The sequence below is a fragment of the Variibacter gotjawalensis genome, assembly GCF_002355335.1.
GTDB classification, from domain to species: Bacteria; Pseudomonadota; Alphaproteobacteria; order Rhizobiales; family Xanthobacteraceae; genus Variibacter; species Variibacter gotjawalensis.
Genome location: NZ_AP014946.1, coordinates 1,960,644 through 1,975,159, shown reverse-complemented (window position 1 = coordinate 1,975,159; position 14,516 = coordinate 1,960,644). Strand labels below are relative to the sequence as shown.

11 protein-coding genes, 1 tRNA gene and 1 pseudogene are annotated in these 14,516 nt (G+C 60.0%); 9 read left to right on the top strand and 4 right to left on the bottom strand.

The window, feature by feature from the left end:
• Nucleotides 1-10 precede the first annotated feature (10 nt).
• Nucleotides 11-995 (top strand): annotated as a pseudogene (locus GJW30_RS23205) (Bug family tripartite tricarboxylate transporter substrate binding protein).
• Between the two features lie 348 nt (nucleotides 996-1,343).
• Here GJW30_RS23205 and GJW30_RS09600 read toward each other — a convergent pair.
• Complete coding sequence (locus tag GJW30_RS09600) at nucleotides 1,344-1,994, bottom strand: hydrolase (RefSeq protein WP_096354664.1); 651 nt, start codon at nucleotides 1,992-1,994, stop codon at nucleotides 1,344-1,346.
• 147 nt (nucleotides 1,995-2,141) lie between these two features.
• On the opposite strand from GJW30_RS09600, the gene GJW30_RS09595 reads away from it, so the two are divergent.
• The 3 genes from GJW30_RS09595 to GJW30_RS09585 all read left to right on the top strand — a co-directional run bounded on the left by GJW30_RS09595 (nucleotide 2,142) and on the right by GJW30_RS09585 (nucleotide 6,942).
• Nucleotides 2,142-3,032 carry a LysR family transcriptional regulator gene (locus GJW30_RS09595; protein ID WP_096354662.1) on the top strand — a complete coding sequence of 297 codons (891 nt, stop codon included), beginning with the start codon at nucleotides 2,142-2,144 and terminating at the stop codon, nucleotides 3,030-3,032.
• 124 nt (nucleotides 3,033-3,156) lie between these two features.
• Nucleotides 3,157-3,783, top strand: coding sequence for a Crp/Fnr family transcriptional regulator (locus tag GJW30_RS09590; protein ID WP_245408709.1), 627 nt, complete (start codon nucleotides 3,157-3,159; stop codon nucleotides 3,781-3,783).
• 12 nt (nucleotides 3,784-3,795) lie between these two features.
• Nucleotides 3,796-6,942: an ATP-binding protein gene (locus GJW30_RS09585; RefSeq protein WP_096354658.1), complete on the top strand. Its 3,147-nt coding sequence runs from the start codon at nucleotides 3,796-3,798 to the stop codon at nucleotides 6,940-6,942.
• 332 nt (nucleotides 6,943-7,274) lie between these two features.
• Here GJW30_RS09585 and GJW30_RS09580 read toward each other — a convergent pair.
• Both GJW30_RS09580 and GJW30_RS09575 read right to left on the bottom strand, forming a co-directional pair.
• A tRNA-Lys gene (locus tag GJW30_RS09580) sits at nucleotides 7,275-7,350 on the bottom strand.
• A 190-nt stretch (nucleotides 7,351-7,540) separates the two neighbouring features.
• Nucleotides 7,541-7,795, bottom strand: coding sequence for a hypothetical protein (locus GJW30_RS09575; RefSeq protein ID WP_165391643.1), 255 nt, complete (start codon nucleotides 7,793-7,795; stop codon nucleotides 7,541-7,543).
• 420 nt (nucleotides 7,796-8,215) lie between these two features.
• Between GJW30_RS09575 and GJW30_RS09570 the strand changes: the two genes are divergently transcribed.
• Nucleotides 8,216-8,602 carry a hypothetical protein gene (locus tag GJW30_RS09570; RefSeq protein ID WP_130364858.1) on the top strand — a complete coding sequence of 129 codons (387 nt, stop codon included), beginning with the start codon at nucleotides 8,216-8,218 and terminating at the stop codon, nucleotides 8,600-8,602.
• Between the two features lie 68 nt (nucleotides 8,603-8,670).
• Here the strand turns inward: GJW30_RS09570 and GJW30_RS09565 are convergent, their stop codons facing one another.
• Nucleotides 8,671-10,218: a 2-isopropylmalate synthase gene (locus GJW30_RS09565; protein WP_172887575.1), complete on the bottom strand. Its 1,548-nt coding sequence runs from the start codon at nucleotides 10,216-10,218 to the stop codon at nucleotides 8,671-8,673.
• A gap of 380 nt (nucleotides 10,219-10,598) precedes the next feature.
• Between GJW30_RS09565 and GJW30_RS09560 the strand changes: the two genes are divergently transcribed.
• From GJW30_RS09560 to GJW30_RS09545, 4 genes are all read left to right on the top strand, one after another.
• A complete protein-coding gene (locus GJW30_RS09560) occupies nucleotides 10,599-10,943 on the top strand; it encodes a hypothetical protein (protein WP_096354652.1) in 345 nt (114 codons plus the stop codon).
• 153 nt (nucleotides 10,944-11,096) lie between these two features.
• Nucleotides 11,097-12,809, top strand: a complete 1,713-nt coding sequence (locus tag GJW30_RS09555) for a sulfatase-like hydrolase/transferase (RefSeq protein ID WP_245408708.1) — start codon at nucleotides 11,097-11,099, stop codon at nucleotides 12,807-12,809.
• 70 nt (nucleotides 12,810-12,879) lie between these two features.
• On the top strand, nucleotides 12,880-13,689 hold the full coding sequence (locus GJW30_RS09550) for an ABC transporter ATP-binding protein (RefSeq protein WP_096354651.1): 810 nt from the start codon (nucleotides 12,880-12,882) through the stop codon (nucleotides 13,687-13,689).
• Between the two features lie 5 nt (nucleotides 13,690-13,694).
• Nucleotides 13,695-14,513 (top strand): ABC transporter permease, encoded by an 819-nt coding sequence (locus GJW30_RS09545; RefSeq protein WP_096358757.1) that lies wholly within the window; start codon nucleotides 13,695-13,697, stop codon nucleotides 14,511-14,513.
• Nucleotides 14,514-14,516: the final 3 nt, after the last annotated feature.

Below are 14,516 nucleotides of genomic sequence, written 5' to 3'. Positions count from 1 at the left end.
GAGGAGCGCCATGTCATCGACCATCACCCGCCGCCAACTTCTCGGCGCGGCCGGGGCCGCCGCAGCACTTGCGATCGACTCGCGCCGGGCCCTGGCCGAGGCCTATCCGGTTCGGCCGGTCCGTCTCGTTGTTCCGTTTGCTGCCGGTGGACCAACCGACGTGGTCGCTCGCCTGACCGGCCAGTGGCTTTCGGAACGGCTCGGGCAACAATTCATCATCGAGAACCGGCCGGGCGCGGGAGGCAGCGTCGGGACCGAGGTGGTCGTGCGCGCGCCCCCCGATGGATACACGCTCCTCCAGGTCGGTGCCTTTACTGTCGTCAATGCGGCGCTCTATGACAACCTCAGCTTCAGCTTCGCCCGCGACATCACCCCTGTTGCCAGCATGTTCAGCACGCCGCTTGTCATGGTGGCAAATCCGTCTCTACCGGCCAAGACAATTCCTGAATTCATTGCCTACGCGAAGCGCCAATCCCGGCAAGATCAATATGGCGTCGAGCGGAATTGGCGCAACGCCCCACGTCACCGGCGAACTGTTCAAAATGATGGCTGGCGTTGATCTTGTTCACGTACCTTATCGTGGCGCCGGAGCCGCGTTCGCCGACCTGATAGGCGGTCAAGTGCAAGTGATGTTCGACTTCATCCCGTCGTCGGTCGAGTACGTCCGTGCCGGCAAGCTCCGCGCACTGGGCGTAACGTCGACCACGCGCGCCGCGGCATTGCCTGACGTCCCGGCCGTCAGCGAGACCGTTCCGGGCTACGAGGCGAGCGGTTGGTTCGGCCTCGGTGCGCCCAAAGGCACGCCTACTGATATCGTCGATGCGCTCAACAAGGCGATGAATGCGATCCTCATGGACGAGAAGGTGAAGGCGCGCCTCGCCGATCTCGGCGGCACGCCGCTCGCAGGCTCTCCGGCCGACTTCGCAAAGCTGATCGACTTGGAGTCCGACAAATGGGCGAAGGTCGTGAAATTCTCAGGCGTCAAGCCGGGCTGAGCTGGGCTACGAGCGACACTTTATCTGACGACGTGTGCCGACGCCCGATTGCTGCGCTAACGCTTGGCTCTGCGCCAAAGCCCGTCGCTTCACCGCTTAGCAGGCAACCCCAACGCCGGCAACCAAACCAGGACTGGATAGAAGTTGGGCGGAATGTCACTGGAAGTCGAAATGCTTCACTAGATGACCGATATTTGGGGCGCCAAGCGGACATTCTCGGTCGCAATCCTTGAGCAGCTTCGTGAACCACCGAGCGCAAGTTGAGGTCTTATAAAACGATAACGAAATCGGGTGCATGCCGCCTCTCGAGCGTGTGAGAGGCGGCTTGGCATCGAGTACGAAGTCGGCTTATGCCGCAGTCGTCACCGGAGTATTGAGCAGCTGCTGCTCCCACAGATATGCGATGCCACTTCCAGCCGCGTGCTGCTTGATTACCTCGGTCAACGCGACCGCTGTTTCGACTCGCGCCCAATCGCGCTGCCATTCCGCTGCCAATGCCAGCCACGTCATCATGTTCGCGCCGGCCGCAATCATTCGCTGAATAGCAACCTCGTGCGCCTCCACCGAAACAGCGCCTGACGCGTCGGTGATGACGGTGACGTCCCAGCCTTCGCCGAGAGCTTGGATCGCCGGCATTGCAACGCAGATCTCGGTCCACAGACCGGCAATGACGAGTTGCTTACGGCGCGTCGCCTTGACGGCATCCACGACCTTCTGGTCCTCCCACGTGTTGATGAAGGTGCGGTCGATCACCTCCTGCCCGGGAAATACCTCGGTAATTTGCGGGAATATAAGGCCGCCACGGTCAGCCACTACACTCGTCAGGATGGTCGGCACGTTGAAGACTTTTGCGGACTTTGCGAGAGCCGCCGAATTGTTCACGACCATGTGGGGGTCGTGGCTGTTCAGGTTTGCCAGCTGATATGGCTGGTGATCGATGAGGACGAGGACGGAGTCTTCGGGGCGAAGAAGCGAAGCAAGGCCGTTACGAAAGGTCATTCTTTTCCTCTGCTGCTGGTGCTTGGGTTCGTTGTCCGAGCAACATTCGACCGCGGTGTCGTTGCCTCAATAGGTATTGCCGTTCCTCTTCACGCTGCGATAGTGCCCTATCACGGAACGCCGTGTCGCAATAAGAGGAACACCGCATTGGAAATCGAAGAGCTGCGGACGTTTGTGGAGGTGGCGGATGCCGGCGGTGTTTCGCCTGCCGCGCAGAGGCTCGGCGTCGCCAAGTCAATCGTCAGCCGCAGACTTTTGCGGCTTGAGGCAGAACTCGGCGTACAGCTTCTTGCACGATCGACACGCGGAACGGCTTTGACGGAAGCCGGAGCGACCTTTCGCGACTATGCGGCGCGCGTTTGCTCGGAAGTCGATGCCGCCAAAGAGATGATCTCTCCCGCCGGCGAACTTCGCGGCCGCCTGCGAATAGCAGCCCCGCTCTCATTCGGCCCGACCCATTTTGCGCCTATCATCGCCGAGATGGCGCAGCGTCATCGGGAGCTTCACATCCAAACTTGCTACACGGATCGCTTTGTCGATCTTATCGCGGAAGGTTACGATTGTGCGATACGCGTCGGCTATCTTCCCGATTCAACTTTGATCGCGAAACGTGTTGGCCCGATTTATGGGAAGCTTGTCGCGAGCCCCGGCTACGTCAAAGCACACGGGGCGCCGGAAACTTTCGAAGAGCTCATTACGCATCAGGCTCTCATGCAGGGCACCGAGGCCTGGCAACTCACGAACGGCGACAAGATTTTGAACGTCCGCCCGCACGGACGTTTCAAGGCTGACAACGGCACCGCACTTCTTGCGGCAGCAGTAGCGGGTCTCGGCATCGCTTATCTTCCTGATGGGCTCACGGATGAGTACGTCGCCTCCGGCGCTCTCGTTCCAGTCATGTCGCGCCATCAGCCTCCACCGGCCGGCGCATACGTCGTCCGCCCACCAGGACAGCATCCCTCGCGAAAGATAAAAGCGCTGACAGAACTCTTGATCGAGTATTGCGGGCGAGATCCACAAAGCGCGCAAACTCCATAAGTGCTTTGTATGGCGACTTAGATCAGGAATTGACGACGGTCTGTCCGCGGGTATTCGAGCGCTGCTGGACAACAGAACCGAAAATTGAAAGGTTCTTGCCCCGGCTCGTCATCGGATGCGGTTCATGCATTGGGCGGAAGTATTCGGCTATATCGCTGCACTTTTAACGTTCGCAACTTTTCTCATGCGAACGATGATCCCGCTTCGTGCGGTCGGAATCGTGGCGAATATCTTCTTTGTTATATACGGCTACTTTCACCACGTTTATCCGGCACTTGTCCTTCACGCTGCATTGTTGCCGCTGAATAGCTTTCGTCTCTATCAAATGCTGCAGCTCGTTAAGAAGGTGAAAGCAGCTGCAGCCGGCGACCTGAACTTGGATTGGCTAAAGCCTTTCATGAGTCGTCGCGGCGCCGCCGCGGGAGAGATCATCTTCCGCAAAGGCGAGCTGTCGACCGAAATGTTTTTCACCGTCAGCGGTCGCTATCGTTTGACGGAGATTGGCGCCGATGTTGCTGCCGGCGAGATCGTCGGCGAACTGGGATTTGTGTCCCCGAACAATACACGCACGGTCTCGTTTGAGTGCGTTGAAGCGGGGGATCTGCTAACTATTTCCTACAGCCAGCTCAAGCAACTCTACTTCCAAAATCCCGCATTTGGCTTCTATTTCCTGCAGCTCATCAGCCAGCGGTTGTTCCAGGATATCGCACGACTGGAAGCAAGAGCCGCTAAGTCCCGCCGAAGCGGCTAGGTACAAGGGCTTATGGCGACATCGAGCACAACCGCGCGACATGAATTCGCTGGCGAACGCAAGCACGCGACGGTCCTGTTTGCCGATGTCGCAGGCTTCACGGCGATCTCGGAACGTCTCGGCGAAGAAGCCGCGTTCGAGATCATTCAATCCATCCGCGCTATGATGCGCGAGGTTGTCGCGGAATTCTCGGGCACCATCTTGGACTTCGCCGGCGATGGCCTCCTAGCCGTTTTTGGAGTTCCTAAGGCTTTGGAAGACGCGCCGCTCAGCGCTTGCCGTGCGGCGCTCGCGCTTTTATCGCGCACAGTCTCGGCCGCTCCAGCGTATCATGCGCGCTATGGCATCGACGTGCAGCTTCGCATCGGTATCAACTCAGGCGCGGTCGTGGTCGGACACGTCGAGGCACAGGGCGGTAAGCAGCTTACGGCTGTCGGCGATGCCGTCAACGTGGCAGCGAGACTGCAAGCACGAGCAGAAGCCGGCTCCATCATCTTGAGCGATGTGATTTACCAGCTGGTCGATGATATCGCGGTCGTCACACCGCTCGGTGCATTCAGTCTTAAGGGAAAATCAGAGGCTCAGCACGCGTTTCGGCTCGATGCTCTTAAACATGTCGCGACCCGGTTCGATCGCTCTGTGTCGCGCGGCCTCAGCCAGTATGTCGGCCGAGAGAACGAGTTGCGCACAATACGCGACATTGTGGCCACCAAAGAAGGCGTAAGCGTCGTCGATATCGCGGGCGACCCAGGTATGGGGAAATCACGTCTGCTCTATGAGTTTCGGGGCAATATCGATCAGGCGCGATTTGTCTATCTTGCTGGCAGGTGCACGCGCGAAGGCCAGCGAACAGCCTTTTTCCCCTTCATCGAAATTGTTCGGAGTTGGGCCGATATCGCGATAGGCGAAGACCGCAGGCAGACCATCAAGAAGCTAAATGAAGCGCTCGATGCACTCGGCCTTTTTACACCCGATCGTCTTGCAATCTTGCTCAACCTTACGGGGCAGGAATCCGCGTCCGAGCAGCTCGCGGGCCTCGATCCTCTTCAAATCGGCTTACGCACGCGTGACCTGCTCATCGATTTGCTGCGAGCAGCTTGCCGAATGTCGCCGACAATCCTGACAATCGAGGATTTGCATTGGATAGACAGCAGTTCGGAAAGCCTCCTGGAGACGATTGCCAGCCTTCAAGATATCGCAACGCTCGTCGTCATTCATACACGGCGATCCCACTACGCACCGCCTTGGGCCAACGCAACGAATGTCAGCTCAATCCCTTTGGCGCCTCTCGATTCTGCTCAGATCGTCGAGATCGTGACCTCTCGACTGCAGGTCCAGGATATTTCGGCGGACTTTGTAGAGCAGATCGTCCGCCAGGCGGACGGCAATGCTCTCTTTGCAGAAGAAATTGCAAAGTTTATTGGCGAAAGCGCGCAGGCCAGGGTGCAGCCCGCCGGCCGGCTTCCGGTTAGCATTCAAGCGATCCTCGGTGCGCGTATCGAATTGTTGTCAGATGATCAACGACGGCTCCTCCAGATCGCATCCGTTTTCGGCCGACGATTCGATATCGAACAGCTAGCAGAACTGCTGGAGCTGCCAGCCGACGTCGTAAGTCGAGAGATCGAGCAAGCACATCGATCGGAACTGCTTCACATTGATAGGAGGACGGGCGAAGCCGTTTTTAGCCATGCGCTGCTTAACGAGGTTCTGTACGGCGGGATGCTGCGGACTGACCGCGCCGTCTATCATCTGAAAGTCGCGAAGACGATTGAAGCTAAAAGCGGAGGCACTTCCGAAAATGCCGAGCTGTTGACGCATCACTACCGGCAAACCGATCGGCATGATCGAACGCTAATGTTCGCCGCAATGGCCGCGCGGAAAAGCTTACGCGTCTACTCATTGGTGGAGGCTGAGGAATTTGCAAAACTGGCACTGGAAGCGTTGACGCTCTCGGGTCGCACCAATGATGCCGCGCTGCCAGATCTTATCGCCGACTACATTCTCGTCCTGCAGCTCGGCTACAACATTCCAGACCTCATCAAAGTGGCTGAGCTTTGGCTGCCGCGGATAGACGCGCCGAGCCTCGCCAAGGTCTCGGCGATGCACCACTATGCCAATGCGTTGCTGCTCGCTGGCCGCTATCAAGATTGCAAGGCAACGTCAGAGAAGCTCGATGCAATTTCAAACGAGCTGGGCGACGATCGCTCTAAGCTCTATGCCTTTACGGTGAGCGTTTGGATCGGCGCCCTACTTGCAACGCGCTCGAACGAAGCAATCGACGCACAAGCACCCGCGATGTTTGCGGCAGCGCTGCGCACCACCGATATCTATCTGAAAATCTGGTTGCGCTGGGTGCTTAGCCTTGATGCGGTCCACCGGGGATTGCTGCACAGTGCCTACAAGTATGCGCAGGAGCTCATCGAGCTCGGCCAAACCGCGAAGGACTCGCGAGCCACGGGCCTGGGCCTTTGGTTGCAAGGCTGGAACGCGTTAATCAATGACGACTACGCGCTTGCACTCAAGTTCGGTCACGAGGCTAGCGCAGCAGCACTCACGCCGTGGGATCGCAGCACGGCAATGAACCTTACAGCCTCCGCGCTAGTGCTGACGCGCCAGCTTGACGAGGGTCTCGCGCTGCTTAAATGCCGCCGCGATCTGGATGATGCTGCAGGACGGCGCTATGCGTTTGTTGCAAACGATGCAGTTTGGGGCGCGGGTCTTGTACTCAGCGGAAAATTCCGCGCCGGCATTCGGTTCATCGAGAACCGAATTGAAATGCGCGAGGCCGAAGGTTACCGATCCGCGGCTGACTGGTACCGCGTCACGCTCTGCTACATCTTGCTCGAAGTACTGCAAGGCGGGCGACGACCGCAAGCGTCAGTTCTTATTCGAAATCTGCCGTACTTAATCTGGTTGAAGATCACGGGGCTAAAACGCATCGATCGACTTATCGCGCGTGCCCGGCAAAATCCTTTATTTCATCCTGAGGGCCTCCATCAAGCCAAAGTGCATTTCATCATTGGCTCGCGCTGGAGGCTCGCCGGCCGTACGGAGCTCGCTCGCAAATCTCTTCAGGAGGCAAAACGTATCGCCAAAGTTTTTGGCGATACCCCGCTTGCAGCGAAGATCGACGCATCGCTCGATGAGGTCATGTCTTAGTTTGATGCTCGAGCATGCACACTCGATTTGCAGCATAGTTGCAACGGTCAGCGTTTTCCCATTTCGCCTGGCCGCAAATAGCTCGTCATACAAATCGAGAATCGAGTTCGGAAACTGCCTCAGCCAACCAGTCTCTAGAATGTCGAACCAGTCTCTGAAGAGATGCGCGCCGTCGTTTCGGAAAGTCCTAGGCATAACCACGAGACAGCGCGGTCGAACTTGGCACATGACTCCGCTACGTTTTCTGCAGAGACGCGTCGGATGCCGCAAGAGGCCCGCTTTCGCGGTCGTTTCACGGGAATTTTGGAAAGTCTCTGGTTCGGCGTGGTACGTGGTGGGCGATGTAGGGCTCGAACCTACGACCCGCTGATTAAGAGTCAGCTGCTCTACCAACTGAGCTAATCGCCCGAAACCGCATCCGCGGAAGGTGGCCGGAGAAACCTCGCGGCCGCTCGTTCTGCAACGAGGCGCGGACCTGTAGCAAGGTCCGCCCGATCAAGCAAGCGATCAAGCCCGCAGGGTGTTGAAAGTTTTCGCTACGCGCGCAACGCCGTCCGAAATGGCACAGCGCGGCGCTGAAAACGCCGCGCCGCAAGCGTCAGATGCGTGAGGCGAGGCTTGCGTAGCCCATCATGCGGACAAGGCCCGCCGCCGTGCGCTTTTGCTCCGGCGTCATGGTCTTGATCAGCGGCATCGCGGCAGCGAGAACGCGCTTGGCGCCGACGACCTGGTGCTTGAGCTTTTCGCCCATGCCGGCTTCCCCGCTTTCGACGCGATCGGAATCGCGCGAGAAGGAGCGAATCGCAGCCGCGACACGCGGCCAGTGCCGCTCTTGTTCAGATGTGAGGCTCAAGGCGGCTTTAGCCTGCGCGATTTGGCCCTCAGATACCTCTCCGGCGGTCGCCGAACCGAGGCTCGCGGCCACAAACAACAAAGCGCCAGCCAAAGCTGCCCTCAACATGCTCCACACTCCAGGTTTTGAATTTCTGCCATACGCAGCCGGTTATGCCCTCGGCCCGCGTTGATTTGTCATACGGGAAGGCATGCTGCGGCGCAACCCAGAATCGCATTTTCTTTATGCATATCAGATATTTAGGCACATTTTGGCGCGGTTCTCGCCAGCTTTATGCCGCATTGCCGTCAGGTTTCGCGAGAACCCCGAAATGCCGTGACTCCTTTACCTCGCACGTAATCGCTTCGCCTCCGGGCAGGCGGCAATGTCGTCTCACGCTGCAGGTCGATGACGGCCGCAGGACAAACCAAGGAGACGACAATGGCTGCCACCTTCCTCCGCAATACCCTCATCGTAGACGCTGCCACCTGCCTCGCCGCCGGTGCCCTAATGGCTTTCGGCGCGAGCTTTGTCGCCGGCCTGACGGCGATCCCGGCAACTCTGCTCTTCTATGCAGGCCTTAGCCTGTTCCCGATCGCGGCCTTCATGCTTTGGGCCGGCACGCGCGAAGTCCCGCCGGCTGCCGCCGTTTGGCTGATCATCATCGGAAATGTCGGTTGGGTGATCGGCAGCGTCGCCGCGATGCTACTCGTTGGCCCGAATGTCCTCGGCCATCTCTTCATCGCGGCGCAGGCGGCGGCGGTGGCCGTGCTCGCCTGGCTCGAATACGAGGGCCTGCGCCGCAACGGCGCGCCGCTCGCGGCTTGAGCTTTCTCGCTCGACAAAAAAGGCCGGTGCTCAGCACCGGCCTTTTTGCTTTGCGCGTGACGGCGCGATCAGCTCGCGACGGCTTTCGGAATATCGCGCTCGCGCTTCATGACGATCTTGTTGAGCGCGCCGAGATACGCCTTCGCGGAGGCAACGAGCGTATCCGGGTCGGCCGCCTTCGACGTCATCGAGCGGCCGTCATGCGAGAGGCGCACTGAGACTTCCGCCTGCGCGTCGGTGCCCTGCGTGACGGCGTGCACTTGGTAGAGCTCGAGCTTCGCTTCGTGCGGCACCAGTGCCTTGATGCAGTTGAACACAGCATCGACCGGTCCGTTGCCTTCGGCTTCCTCGATCTTGGTCTGGCCATCGATCGTCAGCTTCATGGTCGCGCGCTGCGGACCATGCGTGCCGGCGATGACGGTGAGCGAGGCAAGCTTGATGCGATCGTGCGCGGCCGCCATTCCTTCGTCGACGAGCGCTTCGATGTCCTCGTCGTAGATATCCTTCTTGCGATCCGCGAGCGCCTTCATGCGCGCGAACGCATCTTCGAGCTGGTTTTTACCCAACTTGTAGCCCATCTCCTCCAGCTTGTGGATGAAGGCGTGGCGGCCGGAATGCTTGCCGAGCACGAGCGACGATTGTTTCAATCCGACAGTCTCGGGCTTCATGATCTCGTAGGTCGATGCGTCTTTCAGCACGCCGTCTTGATGGATGCCGCTCTCATGCGCGAACGCGTTACGGCCGACGATCGCCTTGTTGTACTGCACCGGGAACGACGTCGCGGTGGAGACGACTTTCGATACGCGCGTCAGCATCGTGGTGTCGATCTTGTTCCAGTACGGGAACTTGTCCTTGCGGACATTGACCGCCATGACGATCTCTTCGAGCGCCGCATTACCCGCACGTTCGCCGATGCCATTGATCGTGCATTCGACCTGACGTGCGCCGCCGACGATGCCGGCGAGCGAGTTCGCGACCGCCATGCCGAGATCGTTGTGGCAGTGGACCGAGAAGACGGCCTGATCGGAGTTGGGCACGCGCTCGATCAGCGTGCGCATGAAAGCCGTATATTCGTCCGGCACCGTGTAGCCGACCGTATCCGGAATGTTGACGGTCGTGGCACCCGCTTTGATCACCGCTTCGACGATGCGGCAGAGGAAATCCATCTCGCTGCGCGTGCCGTCTTCGGCCGACCATTCGACGTCGTCGATCTGGTTGCGCGCGCGCTGAACCATGGCGACCGACGTTTCGAGAACCTGCTCGGGCGTCTTGTTGAGCTTCACGCGCATGTGCAGCGGCGAGGTCGCGATCACGGTGTGAACGCGGCCGCGCTTGGCGAACTTCACGGCTTCGGCGCAACGGTCGATGTCGGCCGGATGCGCGCGCGAAAGGCCGGCGATGACGGAGTTCTTCGAGCGTCGCGCGATCTCGCTGACGGCTTCGAAGTCGCCCTCCGAGGTGATCGGGAAGCCTGCCTCGATGACATCGACGCCCATGGCGTCGAGCAGCTCGGCGATTTCGAGCTTCTCTTCGAACGTCATGGTCGCGCCCGGGCACTGCTCGCCGTCGCGCAAAGTGGTGTCGAATATGATGATGCGGTCTTTGTCGCTGCTCATCGGAAATGTCCTTCGGTGTGTTTGGTCGCGCCCGTCACGGGCCATCAATCTCGGGTTTCTTGCGATCCCCTGAGTGCCCAGGCACACATGCCCAGCCGGCCCTCAGGGGCTGATAAGAAGAAGGAGGCCGATAAGGCGAGCGGGAGCATTTCCGGAAATCGGCTGAGCCGTCCGGGCGATGGCGCATATGTCGGCGCGCGAAGTCATCGCAGTTCCCTGATGGGCGGCGGTTGCCAGCCCCAATGCCATGTTTGTAACGGGCCGCAGGGTGTTCCGCAAGCCACTCCAAGGACAAAAATCCGCTCTGGTTGGCGCTTCAGGTTGCGTGGCTGGCGATTGCGGGTCAGAAATTGCCAGCCACTCGTAGCCGGAGTTTCCAAATGATCGTGCGGATCGCCCCTATCGCCCTCGTCATCGCCGCCGCGGCGCTGTCCAGCGCTTGTACGCGAACGACCGCAGAGACCGGCCCTGCCCCCGCGATGGCGGCTGTCGCGCCTGCGCCGGCTCCCGCTGGTGGCTCCGGATGCTCGGGCGCGCTCGCGAATTTCCAGCGCGTCATCGACAGCGACCGCGATACCGGCAACGTCAACCAGTCGGTCTACAAGCGCATGACTTCCGATCTCGCGCCTGCGAAGACGGCGTGCGCTTCCGGCCGCGATGCGGACTCGCTGCGCCAGCTCTCCGGCGTCAAATCGAAGTACGGCTATCCGGAACAGCGCGGCTGAGCGCTCCGCCCTCACGCATGATTGCATAAACTTAATCCGCGCAAGCACGCGTGCGGCCGTGTGCCGCCCTTGTCATGACACTTTTGTTACCGTTTGATGACGGTGCGCCCGCGATAGTGAAGAAACAACAACTGGGCGCCGGTTTCCTGGCCGATGCCCCCCGCCATCCAATCTCTAGCGACCCGCCTCGGCCTTGCCGCTGCGTTCCGCTATGACGCGCGGGTCACCACGCTCATCCTGGCGCTGCATGCCTTTGCGCTCGGGCTTATGTTCACGTTCGAGTTGGATCTCGTCTCGAAGCTCGGCTTCCTGTTCGCCTGGGGCGTTCTGAATTTTACGTTTCTGTTGGTGTTCCGCCGGCCCGGCCTTGCGGCCGCGACATCCCTCACGCTGATCGGCGTTCTCATCCTTCTGTCGCGTTTGAAGAAGGACACGCTGTTCATGACCGTCAACTTCGTCGACGTCATGATCATCGATTGGGACACGCTCGCCTTCCTCTACACGATCTTCCCGCGCCTCTGGCTCTATTCGAGTATTGCGGCGCTCGTCGCTGCGCCCGTGCTTGTAATGCTCTGGTGGTATGACCCCTTCCGCGTTCGCTTACGCAGTGCGCTTGCAGGCCTCGCACTGTCGGTGCTCGGTCTCGTCGGACTCGTCTGGGCGAACCCGAGCGATCCCTACAACGAATTCTACGGCAACGAATACGTGTCGAAGTTCGCCCGCTCCGGCGTCAGCGCGATCCACGAATATGTGACGCGCGGCGTGTTCGAAGCGGACTCGCATGTCGTCGATCGATTGAAGACGCCAGCTTTGGCGGAAAGCTGCACGCCGGCCGGCGGGTTGCCCCACATCGTCATGATCTTCGACGAATCGAGTTTCGATCTCAGCGTCGCGCCGAATGTCAAAGTGCCGAACGATTATCAGTCGCACTTCAAATCGTTCGACGGAAAGTCGCGCAAGCTCGTCGTCGAAGGCATCAACGGGCCGTCATGGCTTACCGAATACAACGTGCTGACGGGGCTTTCGACGAAGTCGTACGGCCGCTTCGCCGATTTCGTGACGCGCATCGCGTCGGGCCGCGTCGAGCGCGGGCTGCCGTATAATCTGCGTCACTGCGGCTACAAGACGTTCAGCCTCTACCCGTTCATGGGCGCGTTCCTCTCGGCGCGGAACTTCCAGAACACTGCCGGCATCGAGAACTTCCTCGACTCGAAAGCGCTCGGCGCGAAGGGGCTTGAAGCCGACGCGTTCTACTTTAACGCGGCGACCGACATCATCGCGAAAGAGCGCAGCAGCAAATCGCCGCTGTTCATGATGGTCTACACGGCCGCCAACCACTTCCCGTGGGACTTCCGCTTCCGGCCGCTGCTTACGCCGGGCTGGAAAGCGCTCGGCAACGGCTCCGAGGTCGACGAATATCTGCGCCGCCAACAGATCAGCCGCAACGACTATGCGGACTTGAAGGATCGTTTGAAGCGCAACTTTCCAGACGAAAAATTCCTCATCGTTCGCTTCGGCGATCATCAACCGAGCATCGCTTCCCCGTTGATGGACCCGTCGCTCGATGAGACGGCGTTGTCGCGGCGATTCGCGGCGGGCGATCCGCGTTTCCTCAAGACCTATTACGCGATCGATACTATCAACTATAAACCTGCCGACCTCTCGCCCGCACTCGACACGCTCGACGCGGCGTATCTCCCGCTGGTCGTGCTGGAAGCCGCGGGCGTGCCGCTCGATCCTTCTTTCGCCGAGCAGAAAAAGATCCTGCAGCGCTGCGGCGGCGTGTTCTACCGTTGCCGCAATGGCGCGGAAGCCAGTCGCTTCAATCGTCTGTTGATCGATGCAGGTATGATCAAGGGAATGTAGCGCGCGGTTGGCGTATCGCGCCGCAATCGTCTAGGTTCCGGACAGATAAAAACGACCCTCCGGGGAGACGATGCCTTCAGGATCGCAAGCCGTTTCGCTGCGCGATGTCACGATTTCATTCACGCTGGCCGACCGCGGGACATACACCGCGGTTGCCGACGCGTCGCTCGATGTCGGCGACGGCGAGTTCGTCGCGATCGTCGGCCCGACCGGTTGCGGAAAGTCGACTTTGCTCAACGTCGCGGCCGGGCTCTTGAAGCCATCGCGCGGTGTTGCCGATATCTTCGATGCTCCGCTTCGCGGCCTGAACCGGCAAGCCGGTTATCTCTTCCAGGCCGAAGCGTTATTTCCGTGGAAGACCGCGCAGGACAATATCGCGATCGCGCTCGAAATCTCCGGTACACCTCGGCGTGAAGCTTTGCGCCGTGCCGAGGATTGGCTCGCGCGCGTCGGCCTTGCCGGTTTTGGACCGCGCTTCCCGCACATGCTGTCCGGCGGCCAGCGCAAACGCGTCGGCCTCGCACAGGTGCTCATTCGTGATCCGAAGATCCTGCTGATGGACGAACCGTTCGGCCCGCTCGATGCGCAGACGCGGCAGATCATGGGCAATCTGCTGCTCGACTTGTGGAACCAGGATCGCAAAGCCGTGATGTTCGTGACGCACGACCTCGAGGAAGCGATCGCCCTATCGGACCGCGTCGTCATCATGTCGGCAGGCCCGGCCGCCCGCATCATCGGCGACTGGCGTGTGCCGCTCTCGCGCCCGCGCGACACCGCCGAGATCAAACTCGATCCGGCTTTCCATCGGATACATCGCGAAATCTGGGAGACGCTGAAGGACGAGGTGATGAAGGGCTATCAGCAGACGGGTGGCGGCTGATGAAGATAAACCGCATCCAACTGCTGTCGTTGCAAATTCTCGTCGCGGTCGTCGCGATCGGACTCTGGCATGTGCTGACGAAGTACGAGATCTGCGGTCTCGCGAGACTCGGCTTCGAGAAGAACTGCACCATTCTCTTGCCGCCGTTCTTCTTCTCGACGCCTGGCGATGTCGGCGCGCGCATCGTGAAGTGGTTCGTTGAGGGCACGATCTGGGGTCATCTCTGGATCACGCTGATCGAAGCCGCACTCGCCTTCGTCATCGGCTCCGTCGGCGGCGTGCTGATCGGCTTCTGGTTCGCCCGCAAGCCGCTCGTCGCCGCCGTGTTCGATCCTTACGTGAAGATGGCGAACGCGCTGCCCCGCGTCGTGCTGGCGCCGATCTTCGCGCTGTGGCTCGGCCTCGGCATCTGGTCGAAGGTTGCGCTCGGCGTGACGCTGGTGTTCTTCATCGTCTTCTTCAACGTCTATCAGGGCGTGAAGGAAGTCTCGCCGACCGTGCTCAACAACGCGCGCATGCTTGGCATGAGCGAGCGCCAATTGATGCGCCACGTTTACTGGCCGTCCGCGCTGTCGTGGATGTTTTCGTCGCTACACACGTCGGTCGGCTTCGCAGTCGTCGGCGCTGTGGTCGGCGAATATCTCGGCTCGGCGGCAGGCCTCGGCTACATCATCCAACAAGCCGAGGGCGTGTTCGACGTCGCAGGCGTTTTCGCCGGCATGGTCGTGCTCGCCGCATTCGTTATCGCGATCGACCTGCTGGTGACGCTGGTCGAGAACAGATTACTGGCCTGGCGACCCGCCGTCGCCGATACCAGAACTTAGAGG

Bases quoted from the DNA above. Each gene is read 5' to 3' on its own strand.
- GJW30_RS09600 (WP_096354664.1), bottom strand. From the start codon at position 1,994: ATGACCTTTCGTAACGGCCTTGCTTCGCTTCTTCGCCCCGAAGACTCC.
- GJW30_RS09590 (WP_245408709.1), top strand. From the start codon at position 3,157: ATGCATTGGGCGGAAGTATTCGGCTATATCGCTGCACTTTTAACGTTC.
- GJW30_RS09585 (WP_096354658.1), top strand. From the start codon at position 3,796: ATGGCGACATCGAGCACAACCGCGCGACATGAATTCGCTGGCGAACGC.
- GJW30_RS09570 (WP_130364858.1), top strand. From the start codon at position 8,216: ATGGCTGCCACCTTCCTCCGCAATACCCTCATCGTAGACGCTGCCACC.
- GJW30_RS09565 (WP_172887575.1), bottom strand. From the start codon at position 10,218: ATGAGCAGCGACAAAGACCGCATCATCATATTCGACACCACTTTGCGC.
- GJW30_RS09560 (WP_096354652.1), top strand. From the start codon at position 10,599: ATGATCGTGCGGATCGCCCCTATCGCCCTCGTCATCGCCGCCGCGGCG.
- GJW30_RS09555 (WP_245408708.1), top strand. From the start codon at position 11,097: ATGCCCCCCGCCATCCAATCTCTAGCGACCCGCCTCGGCCTTGCCGCT.
- GJW30_RS09550 (WP_096354651.1), top strand. From the start codon at position 12,880: ATGCCTTCAGGATCGCAAGCCGTTTCGCTGCGCGATGTCACGATTTCA.